The organism is Pseudomonas benzopyrenica (assembly GCF_036884265.1).
In the GTDB taxonomy this organism is placed as follows: domain Bacteria; phylum Pseudomonadota; class Gammaproteobacteria; order Pseudomonadales; family Pseudomonadaceae; genus Chryseomonas; species Chryseomonas benzopyrenica.
The window spans coordinates 4,944,708-4,968,344 of sequence record NZ_CP145723.1 but is presented as its reverse complement, the minus strand read 5'-3'; the positions used below and the strand labels follow the sequence as shown (position 1 = coordinate 4,968,344).

19 protein-coding genes are annotated in these 23,637 nt (G+C 65.9%); 2 read left to right on the top strand and 17 right to left on the bottom strand.

Annotated elements, in window-relative coordinates; translation table 11 throughout:
* Nucleotides 1-18: 18 nt before the first annotated feature.
* The 17 genes from V6W80_RS23425 to radC form a co-directional block, all read right to left on the bottom strand.
* Nucleotides 19-987: a serine/threonine-protein kinase gene (locus tag V6W80_RS23425; RefSeq protein WP_338545501.1), complete on the bottom strand. Its 969-nt coding sequence runs from the start codon at nucleotides 985-987 to the stop codon at nucleotides 19-21.
* Nucleotides 984-1,715 carry a PP2C family protein-serine/threonine phosphatase gene (locus V6W80_RS23420; protein ID WP_156522298.1) on the bottom strand — a complete coding sequence of 244 codons (732 nt, stop codon included), beginning with the start codon at nucleotides 1,713-1,715 and terminating at the stop codon, nucleotides 984-986. The genes V6W80_RS23425 and V6W80_RS23420 overlap by 4 nt, the downstream gene beginning before the upstream one ends.
* Nucleotides 1,715-4,963 carry a type VI secretion system membrane subunit TssM gene (gene tssM / locus V6W80_RS23415; RefSeq protein WP_338545500.1) on the bottom strand — a complete coding sequence of 1,083 codons (3,249 nt, stop codon included), beginning with the start codon at nucleotides 4,961-4,963 and terminating at the stop codon, nucleotides 1,715-1,717. Before tssM ends, V6W80_RS23420 begins: the two co-directional genes overlap by 1 nt.
* A gap of 15 nt (nucleotides 4,964-4,978) precedes the next feature.
* A complete protein-coding gene (gene icmH / locus V6W80_RS23410; RefSeq protein ID WP_338545499.1) occupies nucleotides 4,979-5,866 on the bottom strand; it encodes a type IVB secretion system protein IcmH/DotU in 888 nt (295 codons plus the stop codon).
* Nucleotides 5,867-5,868: 2 nt separating this feature from the next.
* On the bottom strand, nucleotides 5,869-7,200 hold the full coding sequence (gene tssK / locus V6W80_RS23405) for a type VI secretion system baseplate subunit TssK (protein WP_338545498.1): 1,332 nt from the start codon (nucleotides 7,198-7,200) through the stop codon (nucleotides 5,869-5,871).
* 3 nt (nucleotides 7,201-7,203) lie between these two features.
* A complete protein-coding gene (gene tssJ, locus V6W80_RS23400) occupies nucleotides 7,204-7,677 on the bottom strand; it encodes a type VI secretion system lipoprotein TssJ (protein WP_338545497.1) in 474 nt (157 codons plus the stop codon).
* Between the two features lies 1 nt (nucleotide 7,678).
* Complete coding sequence (gene tagH, locus V6W80_RS23395) at nucleotides 7,679-8,869, bottom strand: type VI secretion system-associated FHA domain protein TagH (protein ID WP_338545496.1); 1,191 nt, start codon at nucleotides 8,867-8,869, stop codon at nucleotides 7,679-7,681.
* A gap of 14 nt (nucleotides 8,870-8,883) precedes the next feature.
* Nucleotides 8,884-9,012 carry a type VI secretion protein gene (locus V6W80_RS23390; protein WP_156522299.1) on the bottom strand — a complete coding sequence of 43 codons (129 nt, stop codon included), beginning with the start codon at nucleotides 9,010-9,012 and terminating at the stop codon, nucleotides 8,884-8,886.
* Between the two features lie 11 nt (nucleotides 9,013-9,023).
* Nucleotides 9,024-10,517: a sigma-54 interaction domain-containing protein gene (locus V6W80_RS23385; RefSeq protein WP_338545495.1), complete on the bottom strand. Its 1,494-nt coding sequence runs from the start codon at nucleotides 10,515-10,517 to the stop codon at nucleotides 9,024-9,026.
* On the bottom strand, nucleotides 10,514-13,042 hold the full coding sequence (gene tssH, locus V6W80_RS23380) for a type VI secretion system ATPase TssH (RefSeq protein WP_338545494.1): 2,529 nt from the start codon (nucleotides 13,040-13,042) through the stop codon (nucleotides 10,514-10,516). The genes V6W80_RS23385 and tssH overlap by 4 nt, the downstream gene beginning before the upstream one ends.
* A gap of 15 nt (nucleotides 13,043-13,057) precedes the next feature.
* Nucleotides 13,058-14,068: a type VI secretion system baseplate subunit TssG gene (gene tssG, locus V6W80_RS23375; RefSeq protein ID WP_338545493.1), complete on the bottom strand. Its 1,011-nt coding sequence runs from the start codon at nucleotides 14,066-14,068 to the stop codon at nucleotides 13,058-13,060.
* Complete coding sequence (gene tssF / locus V6W80_RS23370) at nucleotides 14,032-15,816, bottom strand: type VI secretion system baseplate subunit TssF (protein WP_338545492.1); 1,785 nt, start codon at nucleotides 15,814-15,816, stop codon at nucleotides 14,032-14,034. Before tssF ends, tssG begins: the two co-directional genes overlap by 37 nt.
* Before the next feature lie 4 nt (nucleotides 15,817-15,820).
* Nucleotides 15,821-16,225 (bottom strand): type VI secretion system baseplate subunit TssE, encoded by a 405-nt coding sequence (tssE, locus tag V6W80_RS23365; RefSeq protein WP_064307684.1) that lies wholly within the window; start codon nucleotides 16,223-16,225, stop codon nucleotides 15,821-15,823.
* A 6-nt stretch (nucleotides 16,226-16,231) separates the two neighbouring features.
* On the bottom strand, nucleotides 16,232-17,710 hold the full coding sequence (gene tssC, locus V6W80_RS23360; RefSeq protein ID WP_338545491.1) for a type VI secretion system contractile sheath large subunit: 1,479 nt from the start codon (nucleotides 17,708-17,710) through the stop codon (nucleotides 16,232-16,234).
* Between the two features lie 14 nt (nucleotides 17,711-17,724).
* Nucleotides 17,725-18,219 carry a type VI secretion system contractile sheath small subunit gene (gene tssB / locus V6W80_RS23355; RefSeq protein ID WP_338545489.1) on the bottom strand — a complete coding sequence of 165 codons (495 nt, stop codon included), beginning with the start codon at nucleotides 18,217-18,219 and terminating at the stop codon, nucleotides 17,725-17,727.
* Between the two features lie 29 nt (nucleotides 18,220-18,248).
* Nucleotides 18,249-19,784, bottom strand: a complete 1,536-nt coding sequence (gene tssA / locus V6W80_RS23350) for a type VI secretion system protein TssA (RefSeq protein ID WP_338545488.1) — start codon at nucleotides 19,782-19,784, stop codon at nucleotides 18,249-18,251.
* A gap of 337 nt (nucleotides 19,785-20,121) precedes the next feature.
* Complete coding sequence (radC, locus tag V6W80_RS23345; protein ID WP_338545487.1) at nucleotides 20,122-20,796, bottom strand: RadC family protein; 675 nt, start codon at nucleotides 20,794-20,796, stop codon at nucleotides 20,122-20,124.
* Between the two features lie 135 nt (nucleotides 20,797-20,931).
* Between radC and coaBC the strand changes: the two genes are divergently transcribed.
* Together coaBC and dut are read left to right on the top strand one after the other, a co-directional pair.
* Nucleotides 20,932-22,155, top strand: coding sequence for a bifunctional phosphopantothenoylcysteine decarboxylase/phosphopantothenate--cysteine ligase CoaBC (gene coaBC / locus V6W80_RS23340; RefSeq protein ID WP_027600436.1), 1,224 nt, complete (start codon nucleotides 20,932-20,934; stop codon nucleotides 22,153-22,155).
* Complete coding sequence (gene dut, locus V6W80_RS23335) at nucleotides 22,148-22,603, top strand: dUTP diphosphatase (protein ID WP_017639221.1); 456 nt, start codon at nucleotides 22,148-22,150, stop codon at nucleotides 22,601-22,603. Before coaBC ends, dut begins: the two co-directional genes overlap by 8 nt.
* The last annotated feature ends 1,034 nt before the right edge of the window (nucleotides 22,604-23,637 follow it).

Genomic DNA, 23,637 nt, shown 5'->3' with positions numbered 1-23,637 from the left:
TCCTGACAGTGAGAGGTTTCACGTGGAACGCGTGAGTAGACGCTGCCACCAGGGCTGCGCCGCCGCCGCCGTTGGTTGCCAGGCAGCGCGCCATTCGCCAAGATCCTGCTGGCGACGGGCAGGGTCGATTTCCAAGGCCTTGCGCAACACCTGCCAGGCCACTGTAGGCATGGCCGCTGGTCGCTCGGGTTCGATTTGCAGGCTGCGCGCCTGCTTGGCGCTGAGGCGGCGATAGGGATGCTTGCCCGTGGCCAGTTCGTAGAGCACGCAGGCGCAGGCATAGAGATCACCCGCCGGGGTGAGCAATCCTTCCTCGAGCAATTCGACAGAGGCATAGCGCACCGTCCAGGCATTGAAGCGGCCGCGACTCAGTCGTGGCAGGCCGGGCAGCAGGTCTTCGCAGGGCTGGCCAAGGCCGAAGTCGAACAGGCGCAGACCGCTGTCGGTGAGGATCACGTTGCTGGGCTTGAGATCGCCGTGCAGGACGCCGTTGGCGTGAGTGAACTGCAAAGCGTCCAGCAGCGGCAGAGCAACTTCCTGCAGCTCGGTCCAGTCGAGCCCCTCGGGACGATCGCAGAGCAGGGCGTCGAGCGTTGGACCCCGCAAGAGCTCCAGGGTGATGAAGGCGCGCTCGCTGTCATGGTCGATCTCGAAGCCGTACAGGCGCACGATGTGCGGGTGGCGTAATCGCACGGTCAGGGCGAATTCCCCGTAGAGCAGGGCATTGGCATCGCTGTACTCGGCGAAATCGTCGTTGAGTACCTTGATCGCGATCTGGGGCGCCGGATCGCCGTATTGCTCGCGCAACAGGTCGCGTGCGCGGTAGACGGCGCCCATGCCACCGACGCCCAGCAGGCTGTCCAGCCGATAGCGGCCGCCCAGCAACTCGGGTAGGGGCGGCAGATGACGGATAACGGGCGTCGTCCTGGGAGGGGCGAAGGCGAAGTGTGTGAGGCCTTCATCGCCGGCGCGCTCCTGCAGGTTCATGCGGCCTCCTGGGGATGGATGACGATGGCGGTGAGGTTGTCGCGCGCCGGGCCCTGGAGTACGCCATCGAGCAGACGCTCCAGGGCCAGCGTGGGCGAAGGCAGGGAGAGCGCAGCGCCCAAGGCGCGCGCTTCGAGGACGTCGTGCAGACCGTCACTGCTGAGCAGCAGGCGATCACCGGTCTGCAGCTCGAAACGTACGATGTCCAGCGCCAGGGCCTCCTGGGCGCCCAGTGCCCGGGTCAGGGCGCGAGCGCCAGGATGGCGCCCTGCCTGACGGGGACTGAGGCCCTCGACGTCGATCAGGCGTTCCAGCAGGCGATGGTCGCGGGTCAGCTGGTAGAGCTGATTACCGCGCCAGAGATAGGCACGACTGTCGCCCACCCAGATGCAGGCCGCTTCGCCTGCACTGACCAAGAGCGCCACCACCGTGGTGCCGATCAGGCGTTCGGGCCCGTCGGCCAGCACCGTGAGGTCCTGGGTCAGGCGCCGATTGGTGTCGTGGAGCACCCGGCGCACCTGGTCCAGGCGCTGATCGAGGTTACCGCTCAAAGACGTTTCGGCCAGGCGTTCGACGACCAGGCGACTGGCCCGTGCACCGTCCTGGTGACCGCCCATGCCATCGGCGACCACCCAGAAGCCATCGGCTGGACGCTCTAGCAGGGCATCCTCGTTATGGGCGCGTACCTTGCCGGGATGGGTACGGGCAAGACTCAGGGCCGTCGCCATCAGAGACGCTCCGGCAGCTTGAAGCCACGTAGGGTGGCCAGGTCGAAGGGGTTGGGCGAACGCTGGCTGGACAGCAGATAGCCGGCATGCCGGCCCTCCAGATCAGCCTGTACCAGCAGCACGTCGCGAACGCTGTGCTGTTGCAGCTTCATGCGGTCCAGCAGGCGGAACAGTGACCAGGCGCTACCGTCCTGCTCCAGGCCGACGCGACGACCCCCTAGCTCCTCTAGCACCAGGGTGGTCCTGAAGGCATCGTTCTGCGGCCAGCGGAAGGTGGCGGCGACGATAGGACCATGGCGGTAGGCGTCGCTCTCGCCACGGGCCACGAAGGGTTTCAGGTAGGCCTCGAAAAAGCTGTCGGCGACGCCCTGGGCCTTGAAGAATTCGCGGAAGTCGACCAGGGAGACATCGCTCTCGCTGTCCGCCTTGAATGGATAGCGCTTGTCCAGTGCCGTGCGATAGCTCGCCAGCAGCTCGCTCTGGTAGCGCCCGTTGATGTAGTCGTAGGCACCGGCGAGGATCAGATTCCAGCTGTCGTCCACCAGCAGGCCAAGCCAGCCATTGACCGGAGTGGGCAGGCGACTGGAGGCATTGCGCAGGCTATTCAGCACATCACGGTTGCCTGCCATGCGCGCCTTGGCCAGCTCGAAGGCGGCCTGTTCCGGAGCACTGGCATGGGCCAGCCCCGCCAGTTGCTGCTGGAGGTCGTTGAGCGAGGCCATGGCCGGGGCGAGATCGGCCGCTGCGGCGCCCTGCTCGTCGAGCAGCCGGTGCAGATTCTCGAAGCGATTCTGCAGGCTGCGGCGCGCGGTATCCGGCAGGGCGTCGCCCTGGCCTGCCAGCGCGTTGGCCGAAGCGGCGAGACGGGTGTTGGTGCGTACCTCCACCAGGAGTTGCAGCAGCGGCGAATTGGCCGAGGTCAGTCCGGCCAGGAGGGCGGCGCCCTGGTTGGCGTCGCCCACGGGTTGCAGGGTGACCCGGGCGAGCGCCTCGCTCCACTGATTGGCGTAGTCGCGGAAGTAGAGCTGTTCGAGTTCCACCTGCAGATGGCGCAGGTCCATGCCGGTGATGCCGTCGCCATCGCCATCGCCGAGTACCCAGTTGTCGGCGGCCAATTCCCGGATCACGGCGAGGCCCTGGGTGGAAAAGGTCTGGGCGTAGCCCTCGCGGGTATAGAAGCCGGGTATGGGATAGTCGGCGCCTTCGAAGGCCAGTGCCTGGGCGCCCAGGTGCTGACTCAACCGATAGACCGGCAAGCCGCTGGCCTGGTCGCGCAGGATGCGATAGACCACCGCGGCGATGGATTCGCTACGCAGCACCTGGCGTGCCTGGGTCACCAGATGAGCATCCACTGGATAGGCGCCGAAGCCCTGCTCCAATAGCCGCGCCAGATGGGTGTCCAGGCCGTTCTGGGTAAGGGCGTCACCCGGGTAACGTTGCGACCAGTCGGCGGCGGCCCAGGTGCGCAGGGCGCGAGTGTCGCGGCGTTCGGGTAGCTGCAGCATCAGGTAGGCACGCAGGTGGCCGATCAGCTGCTCCCGGTCGCCTAGGCTGCCGCGGATGCGTTCTTCCAGTTGCGCCTTGAGCCGTGGCAGTAGGTAGCTGTCCAGGGCCTGGTGATAGACCGCCTCGGTAGCAGGGCGCACGGCCTCCCCTTGATAGAGTCCGGTACGTTCGCGCAATGGCGTGGCGCCGGCGGCGGGAAAGACCTGGGTGCCGGCATAGGCGTTGTCCAGCACCGGCAGCACGGCGCGGGCATCGGCGCCGGCCTTGAGTTGGCTGCGTGCCTGCGTGCCGTGCTGTGCCAGATCGCGCAGACGTTCGAGGCGTTCGTGGTTACCCGCGAAGCTGCCGGTCCAGAGCGCCGCACCCAGGGCCAGGCTGGCCAGGGCTGCGGCATAGAGACCTCGCTGTCCCCAGCTCAATCGGCGCAGCTCGCGTTGGTCGAGGCCGGCCAGGGACGCCTCGGGAAAGATCACGCGATTGAACAGCTGGCGGATAAAGCGAGGCTGGCCGCTGCGGTACTGGGGCAGCAGGCTGCTGGGTAGGCCGAGCTGATCGCCGATGCCTTGGGTCTGGGCGTCAAGCCGTTGGGTCAGTGCCGGAGTACTGGTCAGGTAGAAGCCGCGTAACTGGGCCGCACGCTGGTAGCGATTGCCGGAAAAGGCCAGCTCGACGAACAGGGTGAGGCCATCGCCCAGACGGCCCAGCTGATGGGGAAAGTCGAGGATCTGGCCACGGCGCTGGCCGTCGCGCTCCTGATGGATACGCGGGATGACCTGGCTGTTGAGGCGGCGCAGCAGTTCCTCGAACTCCTGGCGCAGCACCTCGGGATCGGTACCGTTCTGGGTTTCACGAAAGGTGGTGCCCAGCACCTGCTCGCCTTCCTCGCGGGAGAGGCCATCAAAGAAGGCGTCGAAGCCGGGCAGCTGATCAGTCTGGGTTAGCACCAGATAAACGGGTACCTCGACCTTGAGTTCGCGAGCTACCTCATGCAGGCGGGCGCGCACCTGGCGCGCCAGGATTTCCAGGGCGACCTCGTTGCCACTGGTCAGTTGCGCCACGGGCAGGACGACGAGGATGCCATTGAGCGGCCGGGTCCGCCGCTGGCTGCGCAGCAGCTGCAGCAGGGTCTGCCAGGCGCTGCTGTCCACCGGGGCATCGCCCTGGGTCAGGTAGCGGCCGGCGGTGTCCAGGAGCACCCCCTGTTCGGCGAAGTACCAGTCGCAATGACGGGTACCGCTGACGTCGCGGGTCAGCCGGGAGCGCTCCGTGTTGAGCGGAAATTCGAGACCGGAGAAGTCCAGCAGCGAGGTCTTGCCGGCACCTTCCGGACCCAGCAACAGATAGTGGGGCAGCTCACGCCGCCAACGCTGGCTGCGCCCTCGATAGAGGCCAGCACCCTGCAGGGTGCTGTAGGCATCGCGGGCGCGGGACTGCAGTTCATGGGCCTCGTCGTTGATGCGCTCGGCGCGCAGTTGATCGTGCTGGCCCGCTTCGGTCGCAAGATGCAGTCGGCGCTGACGCTGCTGCCAGCCCTGCAGCAGCGCCATGGCCAGCCCCCAGGCGAGGAGCAGGCCGCAGAGGGTGGCCAGGCGATGGGTGACCGAGGTCCAGGGACTGTGGCCGGCAAAGGCCAGCAGGGGACCGAGGGTCCAGACCAGACTGCCCAGGCTCAGGGCTACGAGCAGTGTCCAGGCCCAGGGACGGCGCAGCGTGCGCCCGAGTGCAATGATGAATCCTTTCATGAGTGCGCTTCCGTATCAGGCAGGGGGTGGAGTGACCGCAGGCGCGGTGACGGCGGGATGACCGGGATAGTCCTGCAGCAGGCTGTCGCGCTGCTGTTCCAGCACTGAACGGAAACCGCCATAGAGACTGCCCAGGCAGATCAGGGTGAACAGCGCGACCAGCCACCAGGGGACCAAGCGGACCAACCGTCGTGGCCGGGCATCCAGTCCTTGCCAATGCGGCGACAACTCGCGCGGTATCTCACCGCGTAGCTGGCGCAGTTGCCGATAGAGGCTGTCGCGGATGGCTTCCAGCTCGAGCATGCCGCGTGGCAGCACGCGATACTTGCCTTCGAAGCCCAGTGCCAGACAGAGGTAGAGCAGTTCCAACAGGGCCAGGTGCTTGGCCGGATTACGACTGAGGCGTTCGAGCAGCAAGAAGAATTTCTCGCCACCAAAGGTCTCGTTGTGAAAGCTGCTCAACAGGCTGAACTGCGACCAGTCACCGGCATTGCCCCAGGGCGTGGTGACCACCGCCTCGTCGACCGTGGTGCAAAGGGCATAGCGCGCGGCCATGACCTCGCCGCTGTCCAGTCCATCGGCCAGGGCACGCTGTTCGAACAGCCGCAGGCTGGCAGTCAGGCGCTCCTGAAGCACATGCAGGTCCTCCGCGGCGTAGCTCTGGCGTAGGCGTACCACCTCGGAGAGCAGTGGCGCAGCGGCGCCTACCATGGGATTGATGCTCAGGTTCAGCGTCTCGCCCGATCGCAGGCGGGCCGCCTGGACCATGCGCTCTTCCAACTGGGCGTAGCGCGGCGGTGCAGTAAAGTCGGTGAGAGGGCTGCGTGGCGCATCGGGGCCCTGGGCGTGGCGACTGAGCACCACGGTCCTGTCGTCTGAGCCATAGTCGGTTGCAGTCTGCATGCTTAGCTCCTGATCGCCCAGAAGGCGAGGTCGAGGCCCGGAAAGGTGCCGGAGACATGAAAGGCGAAGCCGCCGGACTGCTCGAGCTGGGCGGTGTCGGCGGCGGTGAGTTCGAGGACGAAATAGGTCCTGTCGGCATGGAAGGGCAATTGGCGCGGCGCGACCGCCAGGGGTTTGAGGGTGAGCCCCGGCAGGTGCAGGTTGACCAACTGGCGGATGCGCTCCACTGGCCCCACCTTGAGGTGTGCTGGCAGGCGCTGGCGCAGCTCCTCGGTACTGCATTCGGCTCTGGCGATGAGCACGAAGCTGGCGTTGGCCAGGAGGCCGTGGTCCTGTAGCGGCGCCACCTGGATGCCGTACTGCCGCTGTTGCAGGGGCAGGTGCAGGGCGTGCTGTTCGAGCACCATGGACAGCGCCTGGCGCAGCGCCTGGAACAGCGGCGCAAAGCTGCCGGTCTGGTCGGCGTGGCGATAGTTCAGGTTCAGATCGGGGCGCTTGTCGGCAGCCGCGAAGGTGGCCAGCTCACCATGCAGGGCGAGCAATTCGCGAAAGAGGCTGCGCGGATGCAGTTGCTCGTAGTCCAGGCAATGGCGCAGGACGGTCTCGTGGCGATTGACCAGTTGCAGCAGCAGGAAATCGCCGATTTCTGCGGTGCCCAGGCTGCCGGCCTGCCGCAGGCGCTGGGAGAGCACCTCGCCCCGGTGCGCGAGCAGGGTGCTGACCTCCTTGAGGCCCGCCAGCAGTGACTCGGCCGCTCGCACCTGGATGACGCTAGGGGTAAAGGCGGTATCCAGCTCCAGGCTGCCGTCCGGCGCCGTTTCCAGCAGCTGGCAGACCTGCAGGCGGACATAGGCGTTGAGCCGGGGATGGTCTTCGAGCAGCAAGCGAAAGTCGGGACGACCGCAACTGACTGTCCCAGGCTCACCGAAACCGGCATGGGAGTCGGCCATCTCGCTGTCGACGCTGAGGTAACGGGCGACGATGTCGTCCTGGTCGAGTGGACGGCTTTCCAGGCGCTGGCCGCTGGTGAGCGGCAGCGCCAGCCAGACCGCGCTGTCGCGGGTATTGGCCGGTACATCGAGGGCCAGGGGTTCACCCTCGGCACCCAGGTCGAAGAGGGTGCCGTCGGGCAGGATGCCACTGGCCTGACTGATCACTATCTTGCCCATCGCGAGAAATTGATGATCGAGGGTCAGGTCGAAAAATCCCCAGGCCGGCTCACCGAGGCGACGGGTGCGGGTCTGCAATTGCTCGGCGTGATAACGGTCGTTCTGCTGGAAATGCTGCGGCCGGAGCAGCATGCCTTCTTGCCAGATCACCTTGAGTTGCTGCATGGCCTACTCCTTACTCGCCGGAGCGGACTGGATGCCATCCGCCGTGAAATCCAGCCGAATCTGCGCCAGCGCAGCGGTCTTGAGCTGGATGACCCGGCGCCACTGGCTGCCGGCCAAGTTGCGGTAGGCGCCATAGATGCCGACATAGCGGCTGTCGTCCTGCACCCTGAGCTTGAGTTCGCGTGACTCGCCAGGGCGCAGTTCGACCTCCTCTTCGGCGACCCAATCGGGTGCCAGGGTCTGCCTGGCGTTTTCGTAGAGGGAAAAGAATTCGGCGTTTTCGAAGCCAACCGGATTCTTCAGCTCGATCAGGCGGATCACCAGCGGCGAGGGTCGGCCATTGAGGTCGGGGTTGAGGTCTTCGCCGCCGTTCAGGCTCAGGTCGAGGCGCGTTGGCTCAAGGGCTTTTTGGCTGGCGCAGGCGCCTAGCAACAGGGCCAGGCCGAGGGCGCCAAGAAGGCGCAGGAGGAGGTTCATGTCAGCGTCCTTGCTGGCTGGGATTGAGGGTGGCGATAAGGCGGACCTGATCGGTGTAGGCCTGGGCGAAGTCCTTGGCGAACAACCGCTCGCGCCAGTCGTCATCCTGGCGCAGCTCGCGATACTGGTGCTGCCAGGCACGCCAGAGCTTGGCGTCACGACCCCAGCGCGGACTCCGACCCTCGCGTTCGAGGCGGGCTTCGCAGTGGGCGGGTGCCAGCTGTTCGAAGGTGGCCAGCACCGCCTGACGACTGGCGGCGACGAGGCCCACCTGATGGGCCTGGAGTTCGCGAAAGGCGCGCAGCAGCGCCTGGTCGGCCGGCAGTTGGCCGACGGCATTGGGACGCAGCAGCTGGGCCAGGGCAGCATCGCCGTCGGCGGCGAAGGTGAGCGGATTGTTACCGCTGCGCTGCACCGTGGTGAGTGGCAGGCGCAGCTCATTGCGTGTTTCGTTGCGGGTTCGCAGGCAACCATGCAGGCCTTGGGTTGCGAGGCGCAGCAGGCGTGCGGCCTCGAGTGCCAGGGCTTCGCGTGCCGCTTGGCCAAGGTCGGCGAGCTGCAGCCCTAGGGCCTCGCCGAAGGCCTGCCAGAAGGCCGGTGTCTGCCATTGCGGAGCGGCCGCCGGACGCTCCACCGGAGAGGGAGCGGTGTCCTCTACCAGGGCGGGAATGCCCAGGCTGTCCAGATCGACCCGGGCATAGTCGCTGCGGGTGCTGTCGCTGGCGAAGGGATCCAGGCCATCGAGTTCGGCGAGGCCGTGGGGATCGCGACACTCCAGCGCCTGCAGCGGATCCAGTGCGAGAAAGGCGTCGTCCGGGATCAGTCCATGGGGGCTAGCGGGGACCTGGAAATCATCGGCGAAGCCGGCTGGGTCGCGGATCAGGCGGGCGGCCAGGGCGAAGCTGCCCAAGGCGAAGGTCTGGCCATGCTGGATGCGCCAGGGCTCGTCCTTGGTCAGGCGCTGGCCATCGGCGAGCTGGATGCCGTTGCTGCTCAGGTCGGTAAGGAAATAATCGCCCTCACTGTAGCTGATGCGGGCGTGCTGATTGGACAGCACCCGTTGCGGATCGGGCAGATACCAGTCGCAGTCTTCGCTGCGACCGATGAGTCCGCCGACGTGGCGAAAGGTCTTTTGGGTAAGCAGTCCAGGTGCGTGCGCTCGACTGCCGACCAGATCGAATACCAATTCCATGGTCTTGTCCTGTCCTAGGTGAGGCGGTGGGGTGTCTGGGGTTCGCCCAGGGGGCGATAGTTCTGCAGATCCCTGGGCGTCGAGTTGCAGGCCGCCAGGGCGAGCAACGTCAGCAGCAACAGGGAGCGAAGCGGCGTGGGCATGGGGTGATCCTCTAGGAAAGTTGCAGATCGGCGCTGCGGATGCTCAGGCGCTGCAGGCGATAGAGCAGGGTGCGTCGCGGCAGTCCCAATTCCTGGGCAGCCTGTGTCTGGTTGCCACGGTTCTTGCGCAGGCAGTCCACCAGCAAGCCGCGTTCGAGCTGATCCAGGCGCTCGCGCAAGGTCAGGTTGCCGGTAATGGCGGTCGAGGTGACGGAGCGGATGGCGAAGTGTTCGGGCAACAGTTCGTTGCCGTCGCAGAGGAGGACGGCGCGCTCCACCAGGCCTTTGAGTTCGCGGACATTGCCTGGAAAGGCATAGCCAGCCAGCAGGTCCAGGGCGGCGCTGGACCAGCGGCAGCGCGAACGCTTCAGGTAGGCGCAGGCCTGGTCGGCGAAGTGCCGGGCCAGCAACGGCAGGTCCTCGCCACGCTCGCGCAGGGGTGGCAGCTGGATGGGGAAGTGGGTAAGGCGATAGTAGAGATCCTCGCGAAAGGTGCCTTGCTCGACCAGCCGCAGCAGCTGGCGATGAGTCGCCGCGACGATGCGTACGTCGACCCTATGGGTCTCGGCACTCCCCAGCGGGCGGACCTCACCCTCCTGCAGGACGCGCAGCAGCTTGACCTGCAAGGTCAGCGGCATGTCGCCGATCTCGTCGAGAAACAGGGTACCGCCATCGGCTGCATCGAACAGACCGGCGCGATCGCGCTCGGCACCGGTAAAGGCGCCCTTGCGATAGCCGAAGAGCTCGCTTTCCAGGAGCTGCTCGGGCAGCGCCGCGCAGTTCTGCACCACGAAAGGCTGGGTGCGCCGCGAGCCCCGTTCGTGGATGGCGCGCGCCACCAGTTCCTTGCCGGTGCCGGTTTCCCCAGTCAGCAGCACGGTGATGGAGTTGTGCAGCACCTTGCCGATCAGCCGATGGACCTGCCGCATGGCGCCGCCATCGCCGATCATGCCGAAGCCATCGGCGGTGGCCGTGGTTGGAGCTAATGGCGTAATCGTCAGGGGCGCGGCCTGAACTCGTTCCAGCAACTGGCTCTGCGCCACGGCGAAGCGACCGAGCGCCATCAGTGGCTCAGCGTGGCCCTCCAGGTCTTGCCTGGTCCGACTGGCCTGCACCAGCAACCCCTCAACCTGGCCACCCGGACCGGTCAGGGGGATGCAGCCCAGGCTGCGCCAGCCTTCGCCGGGCAGAAAGGCAGTGGTATGCAGCAAGGGGTCCAGTTCGCGCAGATGCAGACGTCGATTCTGCGTCAGGCAGTACTGCAGCAGACTTTCCTCTTCCAAGGGCAGCGCTTCGCCACTCAGGGCGGCGCTGCCATCCAACGCTTGGGCCAGCCGTACCAGCTGGGTATGGGTAGCGTCCAGGCGGTAGTACTGCACCAGGTCGAGACGGGCCAATTGGCCCAGACCCTCGACCAGACCCAGCGCGAGGGCGGCGGGATCGTCGCACTGCCCCAATTCGAGCAACAGCGGCAGGAGGGCGTCCGGAGCGGCGGGCAGTGTCATGCCGTCACCTCGCAACTCAGTTCGCCTACGGCGTTGACGTCGAGATGCAACCGGTGCAGGGGCTGGCCCGTGGCCAGGGCATCGAGCAGGTGATCGGTCAACAGCGGCAGTACCCGCTGCTCCAGCAGCAGATCGATACGCCGGGCACCGCTGTCGTCGTCCCGGCAACGTGCCGCCAGGTCGTCCGGCAGGGCCGGGGCATAGCTGAAGGCGACCTGCCGCGCCAACAGGCGTTGACCAACACGGTCCAGCTTCTGCACCGCCAATTCGCGCAGCAGATCGTCGTCCAGCGGGTAGTAGGGCACCACCCGCAGGCGGGCCAACAAGGCGGGTTTGAAGTGTCGGGTCAGGATGGGGCGAATGGCTTCGGCAAGGCTTGAGGCGTCCGGTCGCCTCTCCCGGCACAGCCGCTGGATCTCACTGCTGGCCAGGTTGGAGGTGAGCAGAAAGAGCACGTTGCGAAAGTCGATCTGTCGCCCTTCGCTGTCGGTGGCCTGGCCGCGATCAAAGATCTGGTAGAAGAGATTGAGTACCTCCGGGTCGGCCTTTTCCACCTCGTCCAGCAAGACCACCGAATAGGGTTGGCGGCGGACGGCCTCGGTGAGCAGACCTCCTTCGCCATAGCCGACATAGCCGGGTGGTGCGCCGATCAGGCGCGACACGCTATGTTTCTCGGCAAATTCCGACAGGTTGAGGGTGGTGAGAAAGCGCTCACCGCCATAGAGCAATTCGGCCAGTGCCAGGGCGGTTTCCGTCTTGCCGACCCCGCTGGGACCGACCAGCAGAAAGACGCCGACCGGCGCCTCGGTGGTGTTGAGACCCACTGCCGCCGCGCGTAGGGCGCGATCAATGGCGACCACCGCCTGCTCCTGACCACGCAGCCGTCCACGCAGATCGCTGGCAAAGCGGGCAAGGCGTTGATCGTGGCGTCGGGCGAGTTGGTCGACCGGAAGACCGGTCCAGGCCGCTATCACCTCCGCCACCAGCTGCGGGCAGACCTCCAGGCTGACCAGCCGCCCAGCCTGCCGTTGCAGCTGCTCCAGCTCCGCCCGGGTTGCGGCCAGCTCGGTACTGGCCGCGGTCGTACGCAAAGTCAGGATGCGTTCGGCCAGCTCCCGCTGACGTTCCCAGTCGGCCTGCAGTGCCTCAACTGCCAGGCGCTCGGTGTCCCGCGTGGCGGTAAGGCTGTCCAGACTGTCAGCCGCGACGAGCAGGCCATGGTCGGCATCGCGGCGGGCGGCGGCGAGCGTGCGTTCGGTCGCGGCCAGGCATGCGCGCAAGGCGTCCAAGGCAGGAGGCGGACTGGCCAGGCTGATACGCACCCGAGCGCAACAGGTGTCGAGCACATCCACTGCTTTGTCCGGCAACTGGCGCCCGCTCAGATAGCGGGCGGCCAGCTCGGCGGCAGCCACCACGGCGTCATCGCGCAGGTAGACACCATGGCTCTCGGCATAGGTCGGTGCCAGACCGCGTAGGACGGTGATGGCGCTGGCGACATCGAATTCCTCCAGCTTCACCGGCTGGAAGCGTCGCGCCAGCGCCGGATCTTTCTCGAAGTACTTGCGGTACTCGCCCCAGGTGGTGGCGGCGATGGTGCGCAGTTCGCCACGAGCCAGCGCCGGCTTGAGCAGGTTAGCCGCATCCGAGCCACCGGCCGGGCCGCCCGCGCCGATCAGGGTATGGGCCTCGTCGATGAACAGGACGATGGGCTGGGGCGCCTGACGCACGGCGTCGATCACCTCCTGCAGGCGACGCTCGAACTCGCCCTTGACGCTGGCACCCGCCTGCAGCAGGCCGAGATCGAGGGTGCGTATTTCCACCTGGCGCAGGCTGTTGGGGACTTCGCCGGCTGCGATGCGCAGTGCCAGGCCCTCGACGATGGCGGTCTTGCCCACCCCCGCTTCGCCTACCACCAGGGGATTGTTCTTGCGCCGTCGCGAGAGGATATCTACCAGTTGCCTGATCTCGGCGTCGCGCCCCAACACCGGATCCAGGCGACCGGTACGGGCCTGGTCGCTAAGGTCATGGGTGAAGCGGCTCAGCGGCGACGCGCTGGCGACCGCAGCCGCCAGGGGCTGTTGGGTCTTGACGAAATCCAGGAGCTGCGCAGGATTCACTCGCTCCAGCAGGCGTCCGTATCTCGTACCCAACAGCCGCTCGGGGTGGCGCAATAGCGCCAGCAGTAGGGCGACGCTACCGACCTCCGACCGTTCCAGTTCGAGTTGGGCAATCAGCACGGCATCTTGCAGCCACAGCAGCAACTCGGTATCGAAGACCGGATCGCTGCCTTCAGCGTTGCCTGGCCGCGGTTGCAAGGTGGCGGCAAAGTCCGCTGGATCGATGTCGGCGGCCTTCAGGGCGCGATCAAGCAGACCATCGCGGGATTCCAGCAAGACCGCTAGCAGATCTTCGATCAGGATCTGCCGACTGCCACGACGAACGCAACGTTGCGCGGCCTGTTCCAGGTCCTGGCGGGTGGCGTCGGTCAGGGTGTTGATGAGGTGTTGCAGGTCCAGAGTGAGCATGTCGATCATCCTTGATTAACAGTGGCAGGCCAGGGTGACCTGACCCTTGGCCTGGCCGAGACCGAGCCAGGTGGTCCAGCCCAGTCGGCAGGGGCTGGCGGCTTCCAGACGCCACTCCCGCAACGCGTCTCGCCGCAAATGCAGGCGCAGGTCGTAATCCAGCCGGTCGCGCAGGGTGAAGCTCAGCAGGGCACCCAAGGCAGCGTGCTGGCTGCCCTGGGGCAGGAATGAATGGAAGGCGTCCCAGTCCAGTTCGAGCAGGTGCAGACGGAACGTGCTGCCGCGATCACGTACCTGCACGCCGAGCACCGCTGTCTGCCCGAGCTGGGCATTGGCCTGCCCCAGACGTGAACGTTGCTCGGCGGGAATAGCCACCCGGCGTTCCAGGCATTGCTCCAGGTACAGCTCAGGCTGCCCCAGGTAGTAGCGCAGCACGGCCTCGATCAGCGCCGCCGAGTGCACCTTGAGGCTGAGCAAGCCAAGGTAGGGCAGCAGGCGCTTCCAGTTCAGCTCCGGCGCCTGGCGCAGACTGCGGTCGCCCAGACCGATCAGGCTGAACAGCCGGGTCGACAACTCGTCACGGGCACCTTCGCGAAAGCGGGCGTGATAGCGGTACTTGCGCCAGATCGGCAGCAACAACCGATGCAACCGGTGGTGGAAGAGGTCGAGAAAGTCGCGCGTGGCGCGACCCTGCTCGCCGTCGCCCAGGGCCTGCTCGCCATAGAAGGCGGGAAGTGGCGAACCGCTTCCCATCAGGGCGCCCAAGTTGAGTTGCAGGCGTGCCCGCAGGCCGTCGGCCTCCGTGACGAATTCCAGGCGCTCGATATCGCTGCCGGGGAAGGCCAGGCTGGGATTGGCGTGGAACTCCAGCCGCTCATAGAGTTGCTCCTCCGAGAGGGCCGGCGCCAGCCGCTGCAGCTGCAGGAGCACCTGCCTGATCCCCTGGAACAGCGAGTACTCACGAATTTCGCGGCACAGCGCCGAGCGATTCAGATCAGCGGTTGCTGACCCATGCGCGGTGTCCATAGATACACCTCTCCCTGCGGGCAGCGAACGCTGAGTTGATGGAAGGAGTTCAGGCTGACGTAGAGCGCGAAGAACTCGTTGAGTACGCTGGCGAACAGATACAGCTCGCCTTCGCTGCGAAAGCCGCTGGCATCCATGTCCAATTGGGTGGCGATGCCGCGGATCGGCAGGCCGCGATAGAGGCGATCCACCGGGCGATGGCTGATGCCCTGCAAGGCGGCCAGGCGCTGGCGGCTGACGCGTTCGGCCTGGCGGTCGTGCTGGCCAGGCAGGTCGTAGCTGGCCAGCACCGTACGCAAGGCCGCGACATCGGTGAGCGACAGATAGTTGAGCGACAGGTTGGACACCAGCTGCCATAGCCGGTCGCCAGACAGGACCGGCGCATGGCTGGCGGTCGGCGTGGCCAGGTTGCGAAAGCCCAGGCCGCCCGGGGTGTTTTCGGTGGGTAGGCAGAGATCACCGGCGCGCAGGCGCTGCGGCAGGTTCTGATTGGTGCAGGTCAGATCGATGGACAGGGTGTCCTGATCGGTGCCCGGATCGCCGAAGGCCAGATAGGTGTCGATGCCGCCGTGCAGCAGGGCGTTGCGCTGGCGTACGGCATAGTGTGGCCGACGACTCTGGCCGCCGAAGCTCAGGTCGTGGGCGAAGGATTCGAAGGGCAGATAGTCGCGATGGCCTAGGCCACCTGGCTGCCAGCCGGTCACCCGTTCCACGGCAAAGACCCCAAGGTGTTCGCGCCCGTGACCGGCGGGAAACAGCGGGTACTCGTCGCGCTTGCCATCGAGGCGAATCGGCAGCGCGTCGTGGCGGAACAGGTTGACCACCGGTACGCAGTGCAGCCGCAGATTGTCGCGATCTGGCAGGCGCGGCTGGCGAGCGATGCGTTTGATTTCGAAACGCAGCTCCAGTCCGCGGGTCAGGCGGCGTACCTCGTCAGACAGCGCCTCCACCACCGCTAGTCCCTGCACCGCCACGAAAAGGAATTTCTCCGGGAAGGCGAAATATTCCTGCAGATGTCGATAGCCGCGGAAGGCATTGGGCGGATAGGGCAGCAGCGCTTCGTCCTCGCCGAAGCCAAGTGGCTGCACCTGATCGGCGGCCAATGGCAGGCGGCGCTCGCGCCCCTGGTCGTCCGTCAAGGGCGCACCCTGAGCGTCGAGGGGTACCAGACTGAGACCGGCCAGGTTATGCAGTAGGGCGAGATAGAGATCCTGGCTGAGCGTGCGGTCGCCGGTCAGATGCAGCGGTAACTGGCGCAGGTCCACAGTGGCCAGGGTGCCAGTCCCGGTGATCCCCAGGCGCAGGGTCAGGCGAGCGCCAGCGCCCTGGGGCGCGAAGCATACCGCCTCCACCCGCAGTGGCTGGATCTCGATGTTGGAACAGGTGCGGAAGCGACAGCTCACCTCATCCAGCGGTCGTGACTCCACTTCCGTTCCACGTGGAACCTGGAGCGCGGCACCCGGCGCGGGTAATGGATCGAATTCAAGGATGGCGCAGCTTGGCAACGGGCGTAGGTAGTGGGGCCATAGCAGGTTGAGCAGCGAATGGGTCAACTCCGGTAACTCGTCGTCGAGCTTCTGCCGCAGGCGGCCGGTGAGGAAGGCGAAACCCTCCAACAGCCGCTCTACGTCCGGATCTTGGCCGCCCTGGCCAAGGAAGGGGGCAAGGGCGGGATTGCGCTGGGCGAAGCGCGTGCCCAGCTGGCGCAATTCCGCCAGTTCGCTTTGGTAATAGTGATTGAAGGACATAGACCTATCCCTGGCTGACCTTGACCTGACCGCTGCCATCCAGGCTCGCGGTGAAACGGACGGCGCGATGCTGACCGTCGAGTTCGAGCTGGCCCTCCAACGCGAAGGCCAGGGTGGTGCCCTCCCGTGGCAGGGGCAGCACCTTCACGTGCGACAGACGCGGCTCGTAGGTGGCGATGAAACCTTCAATGGCCAGTCGCGCCTGCTGTAGCGAGTCGTGCAGTGACAGACGCAGGTCGTTGAGATCGGGCAATCCGTAGTCGGCCTGGGTCGGTACGCTGCCTGCGCGGGTACTGAGCATCTTCGCCAGGTGCGCTGCCACCGAGGCGCTCAGGGCCTCGAAGGGCGAACCCTGGGCGCGCGCGGCGTGGGTGCCGGCCAGACGTTCGAACAGACTGCCGTAGCTCATGGCCCGTTACTCCTTGTCCAGCTTGCCGACCAGCGACAGGGTGAAATCGGCGCCCTGATACTTGAAGTGAGGTCTCACGCTGAGGCCGACGCGGAACCAGCCCGGATTACCCTCGACATCACTGACGCGGATGCTGGCCGCGCGCAACGGCCGGCGGCCGCGTACCTCGGCGCTGGGATTCTCCTGGTCGGCGACGAACTGGCGGATCCACTTGTTGAGTTCCAGCTCGAGGTCGGTGCGCTCCTTGGTGCCACCCAGCTGCTCGCGCTGCAGCACCTTGAGGTAGTGCGCCAGGCGGCTGACGATGAACAGATAGGGCAGCTGGGTGCCGAGCTTGTAGTTCAGCTCGGCGGCGCGGCCTTCTTCGCTGTTGCCATAAAACCTGGGCTTTTGCGTGGAGCAGGCGGAGAAAAAGGCGGCGTTGTCGCTGCCCTTGCGCATGGTCAGGGCGATAAAGCCAGCATCGGCCAATTCGTACTCGCGACGATCGGAGATCAGTACCTCGGTGGGTATCTTGGTCTCGATCTCGCCCATGCTTTCGAAATGGTGCAGCGGCAGGTCTTCCACCGCGCCACCGCTTTGCGGACCGACGATATTCGGACACCAGCGGTACTTGGCGAAGCTGTGGGTCAGCCGGGTGGCGAAGGCGTAGGCCGTGTTGCCCCAGAGGTAGTGGCCATGGCTCTGGCTGACGTTCTCGCGGTAGGCAAAGGTCTTCACCGGATTCTCTTCCGGATCGTAGGGGGTGCGCAGCAGGAAGCGCGGCAGGGTGAGGCCGATGTAGCGGGCATCTTCCTGTTCGCGAAAGCTCTGCCATTTGGCGAATTGCGGACCGTCGAAGTGATCCTTGAGATCCTTGAGGTCGGGTAGCCCGGTAAAGCTTTCCAGGCCAAAGAAGCGTGGGCCGGCGGCGGCGATGAAGGGGGCATGAGCCATGGCCGAGACCGCCGCCACCTGTTGCAGGGTACGGATATCCGGCGCGCTGGGATCGAAGTCGTAGTTGGCGATGATGGCGCCAACCGGCTCACCACCGAACTGACCGAATTCAGCGGTGTAGACATGCTTGTAGAGGCCCGACTGGACGATGTCCGGCGAATCCTCAAAGTCTTCCAGCAGGTCTTGCTTGGAGACGTTGAGCATCTCGATCCGGTTGTTTTCACGGAAATCAGTGCGCTCCACCAACAGGCGCAGGCCGCGCCAGGCCGCTTCCAGCGACTGGAATTGATCGTGGTGCAGGATCTCGTCGACCTGGCGACTGAGCTTCTCGTCGATCTCAGCGATCATGCGGTCGACCAACGCCTTCTTTACCGGCTGCTGGGCGTTGTGCGGCTTGAGCAATTCTTCGATGAAGGCGGAAATGCCGCGCTTGGCCACGCCATAGCTTTCATCGTGGGGGGCCAGGCGGGTCTCGGCGATGATGCGGTCGAGAATGCCGCTGTCTTCGACAACGTCGGTAGCGGGTTGCTGGAGCAGGGTGGCGGTCATGGTGATCTTCCTGATCAAAGGTCTTGAGTCGACAAGCCGAGTTCGCCAAGCACCGTGGCTCGGGCGACCGGATCGGCAAGCACCTGTTCGATGGCCTTGCGGAAGGCCGGGGTGTTGCCGAGTGGCCCCTTGAGCGCCACCAGGGCATCGCGTAGATCCATCAATTGCTTGAGCTCGGGGACCTGCTGCACCAGGCGCGCCGGGCTGAAATCGGCCATGGCCTTGAGCTCGAGCCGGATGGCCAGGTCGTCTTCGCTGCCCTCCTGTAGGCGATTGGGCACCGCCAGGGTCAGGCCCAACTGCTGCTTGGCCATGACCTCGTCGAAGTTGTCCTTGTCGACCGCCACCGGCTTGCGGTCTTCAAGCTTGCGGTCGTCGGCGCGCTGGGTGAAGTCGCCCAGCACCATGAGCTTGAGGGGCAATTCCATTTCTTCTTCGGCACCGCCGCTGGCGGGTCGAACCGTGACGTTGATGCGTTCCTTCAGGGCAACCGAGCCTTCTTTGGCCATGTGTTTCTCCTTGAGTGTGAGGACGAACCTCAGTCGAGTGCCGCCTCGAGATCGAGGCCGCAAAGTCGGGGGCGCAGCTGTTGCAGCTGCGCCCGGCTGTCAGCGATTGCAGGCAGGGCTTCCAGGCACAACCGGCGACTCTGGAGGATCTCCAGGGCCAGCTGTGGCTCCCAGCGCGTCAGCAAGGCGCCGTGTTCGGCGTCCAGCTCGACGAGCTGGACGTGCGCCAGTTCGAACTGGCGGGCCTGAATCAGCAACTGGACACCGGCCAGGTCCCAGAGCAGGCGCTGGCGTTCGCCCTGGGCGCTGCGGCGGCCCTGCTGCAGATGACGCACGGCGCTCTTGAGGCCGCCTGCACGCAACTCCACCAGGGCTTCGGCAAGCGCTTCGCTCCAGGCGTCCTGACGTGCTTCGCTCGCGGCGGCGGGTTGCGCCCCGGTCGACGCGGTCAGACCGGACAGCCAGAGCCGGGTCTGGGGATCGGCAAAGGGTTGGCCGTCGTGAAAGGCCAGGGCTTCGATGCCCGGCAGGCGCTCCAGCAGCAACAACAGCGGCCACTCGATTTCCCGGCAGGCCGCCTGGGCACTCAGCGCCTGCAGGCATTCCCAGGCCAGGCGCTGACCATCCAGCCAGAAGGGCGCGCGTGCCAGGCTGATCTCCAGTTCGCCAAGCAGCGTGGCGACATCGCCCGCTGCCTGACGCTCCTGGAAGAACCTCAGGCGATCAGCCGGCAAACCCCGTAGCCCGGTGATGCCTTGGGCATCGTGGGCGGGCAGGCTGTCGATGCCGCCCCAGAGCAGGGCGCGATTCAGGCGCAGGGCGCGTTGATCGCCAGCACGCTGGCGCAGCCACCAGTTGCTCAGCGTCCGAGCGCCTTCCTGCAGCTGGCGTAGCAGGCGATGGGCGTCCTTGTCCGATTCCAGCGGACCCTGGAGTGCTTGAGCGGCCGCAACCGGGGTGGACGGGAGGGACGCGGTGGGGGATTCCACCGGCGCGGTGGCCTGAACCTGACGCCGCCGTTGTTCGTCCAGGCGCCGCACCAACGGCAGCAGCAGCGGCGCGGCCTCACCCAGGCGCGGCTGCAGTAGCGCCTCCAGCTGGCCGAGTTGGGTACTGAAGGTCTGTAGCCAGGACGCTTCCAGGGTAGTCAGGGTGGGGGTATCGAAGACGCCTTCCAGACGGATCTGAAGCCAACCGAGAGCCGCTGCGCGGGTACGTTCCTTACGGGGATGCAGATCCTCCCAGTGGGTCTCCAACAGTCGCTCAAGCAGAGCTAGACCGGCCTCCAGACCGGTCCAGTTGCGGGTGCAGTACAGCGCCCAGGTCAGCCAGACGGCGACCCGCAGATCCTTGGAGTGCTCACGCAAGAAAGCCGTCGCCTGCTCGGCAGTGGTGGCCCAGTCCGGCGTGACGTCGCGATGCAGCGCCTGGGTGTTCTGGCAGACCGCTTCGAGTCGCTCGAACTCGGAACTATAGCGGCGATCTTCGCCGGCGAAGTTGTCCGCGGCTATAGGGTGGTCGGCAACGGCTATATAATTCTGGGCGAGCGAAGATAATAAAGTCATCCATGACCTCACGAGGTTTGAAGTTCCAATCCTTGAACTTCTTGGGGCGGAAATCGCTGGGGCAATTTTCGCCCGCTGTTAGGCAGCTAATGACTCAGTCTGCCTGCGATGTGCATCCTAGAGCGGTTTTTTGAGCTTTGGTAGCGAAAAAGTGTGACCCAGCGCTAATTTTTCCGCCGAGCTTTCAATAAAAAAATAAGCCTATTTATTGGAGTGACAAAAATTGTCCAAATTAAACCCATAAAAGTGACGGTCATCGTCAGTTTTAAAATTTTATAATTTTATAATTTTAAAGTTAGGCTTTTAGTTGGATGGAAGTGCTCGCTTCAGAACGAGGTTAGAGCCACCCATATTCCGCCATCGAAAGCGGCTCTCCATCCCCCACGATGAAATGATCCAGCACCCGCACATCGACCAGCGTCAGGGCGTCCTTCAGGCGCGTGTTGAGCAGGCGGTCGGCCTGGCTGGGTTCGGCGATGCCGGAGGGGTGGTTGTGGGTGAGGATGACGGCGGCGGCGTTGTGGGCGAGGGCGCGCTTGACCACCTGGCGGGGGTAGACGCTGGCGCCGTCGATGGTGCCGTGGAACAGGGCTTCGAAGGCTAGCACCCGGTGGCGGGTGTCGAGGAACAGGCAGCCGAAGATTTCGTGGGGTTCGTGGCGCAGGCGCGCCTTTAGATAGTCGCGGACCTGCTGGGGGCTTTCCAGCGCCGAGTCGCGCTTGAGGCCTTCGGCCAGGTGGCGGCGGCCCATTTCCAGCACCGCCTGCAGCTGGCTGTACTTGGCCGGGCCGAGGCCGAGGTGGGTGCTGAAGGCGGTGAGGTCGGCCTCCAGCAGGGCCCTCAGGCTGCCAAATTCCCCGAGCAGCTGGCGGGCGAGGTCCACCGCGCTTTTGCCGGCCACGCCGGTGCGTAAAAAGATCGCCAGCAACTCGGCGTCGGTGAGGGCCTGGGCGCCCTGTTCCAGCAGTTTCTCCCGCGGCCGTTCCTGGGCCGGCCAATCCTTGATGCTCATGGGCGCTCCTTGTCTGGCGGGGCGTCTGCGTCCTGCAGGCGCTGTGCTATCTTAACCGGATCATTCGCGGGTGCGCGCAGGCCTCGATTGGCCGTGCGATGCCCGTTCTAGACGGTTCGAGAACGGAAAGGCTATATGCAGCGGCTCCATCGTAAACGCATCGTGCTGGGCGTCGGAGGTGGCATCGCCGCTTACAAGAGCGCCGAGCTGGTGCGCCGCCTCAAGGATCAGGGCGCCGAGGTGCGGGTGGTACTGACCCGCGGCGGGCGCGAATTCATCACGCCGCTGACCCTGCAGGCGCTGTCCGGGCTGCCGGTGCACCTGGATCTGCTGGATCCGGCCGCCGAAGCGGCCATGGGTCATATCGAGCTGGCCCGCTGGGCCGATCTGGTGCTGGTCGCGCCGGCCACCGCCGATGTAATGGCGCGCCTGGCCCAGGGCGTGGCGGACGATCTGCTCACCACCCTGGTGCTGGCCACCGATGCCCGGGTCGCCCTGGCACCAGCCATGAACCAGGCCATGTGGCGCGATCCGGCCACCCAGGCCAATGCGGAGCTCTTGCGCAGTCGCGGTATCAAGCTGTTCGGCCCGGCCAGCGGTAGCCAGGCCTGTGGCGACGTCGGCCCCGGTCGGATGCTGGAAGCCACCGACCTCGCCCAGCTCGCTGCCGACTGCTTCCAGCGCCTCGACCTGACCGGTCGCCACGTGGTCATCACCGCCGGCCCGACCCAGGAAAACATCGACCCGGTGCGCTACATCACCAACCACAGCTCCGGTCGCATGGGCTTCGCCCTGGCGGAAGCGGCGGCGGAGGCGGGTGCCCGCGTCAGCCTGGTGAGTGGACCCGTGCATCTGCCGACCCCCGATCGCGTCGAGCGCATCGACGTGATCAGCGCCCGCGACATGCTGGCCGCCTGCGAGGCGCTGATGCCCTGCGACGTGCTCATCGCCTCGGCGGCGGTGGCGGACTATCGCCCCGAGGTGATCGCGCCGCACAAGCTGAAGAAGGACCCCACCCGTGGCGACGGCCTGCTGCTGGAGCTGGTGCGCAACCCGGACATCCTCGCCACCCTGGCGGGGCGCCCGGATCGGCCCTTCAGCGTCGGCTTCGCCGCGGAAACCCAGAATCTGCTGGAGTACGCCCAACGCAAGTTGCGCGACAAGAATCTCGATCTCATCGTCGCCAACGACGTGGCCAATCCGGCCATCGGCTTCAACAGCGAAGACAACGCGGTCACCGTGATCGACCGTGGCCTGCACGAGATCCGCTTCGAGCAGACCAGCAAGGGCAAGATCGCCCGCCAGCTCATCGCCCTGATTTCCACCCATCTCAAAGATACCGCCCAGAACCATGCATAGCCTTCAAGCCAAGATCCTCGACCCGCGCCTGGGGCGCGATTTCCCGCTGCCGTCCTACGCCACCCCCGGCTCGGCCGGCCTCGACCTGCGCGCCATGCTGCAGGAGGATCTGGTGCTGGAGCCGGGCCAGACCGCCCTGATCCCCACCGGGCTCGCCATCCATGTGGCCGATCCGTCGCTGGCGGCGCTGATCCTGCCGCGCTCGGGACTGGGCCATAAGCACGGTATCGTGCTGGGCAATCTGGTCGGTCTGATCGACTCGGACTACCAGGGCGAACTCATGGTCTCCTGCTGGAATCGCGGCCAGACCACCTTCACCGTGAGCATCGGCGAACGTATCGCCCAGCTGATGCTCGTACCTGTGGTCCAGGCGCACTTCGACATCGTCGAGAACTTTACCGAGACCGAACGGGGTACCGGCGGCTTCGGGCACTCCGGTACCCGCTGACGCCAAACATGCAAGGCGCGCCGTGACATAAAGGAGAAGAACGGCATGGCAAGGGGCAAGAACGGCAAGGATGTGCGCAAGACGGCCCCTCGGGTCGCGGGCTTGCCCGGCATGGGCGCGGGGCTGCTGCTGGCGCTCGCTGGTCTGCTGCTGGCCGCGCTGCTGCTGTGGTTCCTGGTGTTGCAGCCGCAGGGCGCGCGCAACCAGGAGCAGCAGGCGGACCAGGCGCTGCAGGCCCAGGCGGCCTCCCTCAATCAGCTGCTGGTCGGTCTGACGCGACGGCTGCAGGGCGTCGCCGGGGATGCCCTGGTGCTGCAGGCGCTCCAGGGCGATGACCCCGCGGCGCGTGCGACGGCGGAAAGCCAGCTGCGCGAGCGCCTCGGCGTGGTCGATGTGCTGGTGGTGCCGGCCGGCATGCGCCAGATCGAAGACGACCGTCCCGGTCCCCTCAACTATGCCGCCCTCGATCTGCTCAAGCGCCTGGAAAGCGGCCAGCGGACCCCACCGGAAGCCTATCGCCTGGGGGATCGCTGGCTGGTCTACAGCGCCCAGCCCATCCGCCGCGGCGATCAGTTGCTCGGCAGCGCCGTACTGGTGGAAGCGCTGCCGGCGGTGCTGCAGGGCTGGGCCACGCCGCCGGCGAATGTCGGCCAGTGGCGCCTGCTGCAGCAATTTCCCGGTGGCGGTGTGCAGGTACTGGCCAGCGGCGGCAGCCCCGGTGATCCGGCGCTGATGCGCCGGCTCGCCACCGGCAGCCCGCTCTGGACGCTGGAACTGGCACCGGCCGCCGAGGCCGGCGCCGATACCCCGGTGGGCCTTCCCCTGGTAGCGCTGCTGCTGGCGCTGTTCGGCGTGCTGGCGGGCTTTTGGCTGTTTTCCCGGGAGCTGTCACGCCGGCTCCGTGACGACGTCCGCAGTCTGACGGCCTATGCCGAGGAACTTGAATCCAATCAGATAGCCAAAAGCCCGACTTTGCGCCTGGCGGTAATGGAACCCGTGGCCAAGTCGACGGCCCGATTGGCCAGCCGATCGGC